The sequence below is a fragment of the Streptomyces sp. CBMA123 genome, from assembly GCF_014596465.1.
Classification (GTDB): Bacteria; Actinomycetota; Actinomycetes; order Streptomycetales; family Streptomycetaceae; genus Kitasatospora.
The window spans coordinates 1-298 of record NZ_MECK01000586.1; the positions used below are offsets into that span (position 1 = coordinate 1).

General features: G+C 76.8%; 1 protein-coding gene. It reads left to right on the plus strand.

Annotated elements, in window-relative coordinates; all coding sequences use genetic code 11:
• Nucleotides 1-298 (plus strand): hypothetical protein (locus BG452_RS37780; RefSeq protein ID WP_223243321.1); only part of this gene is annotated, 298 nt, incomplete at both ends.

Sequence of the window (298 nt, forward strand, 5' to 3'; positions counted from 1 at the left end):
CCTGGTACGGGCCTTCCTCCCGCGCCGCTACCGCTGGCAGGACATCGCCGGACTCACCATGGAGACCGACGAGGACCCCGACTCCGGCGCCGCCCGGCTCGTCCTCCTGCTGCGCCTGGTCCCCGCCCGGACCGTCCGGACCGCCCGCACGGCCCGGACGGTCCGGGCGGCCCCCGCCGCCACCCCAGTGCGTACCGAACGCCGGGACCGCGTCCACGGACCGGTCATCGGCGCCCTCGGCACCACCGCCGACGGACTGCCACGCGGCACCGAACCCCGCCACCTCGCCGAACTGTTC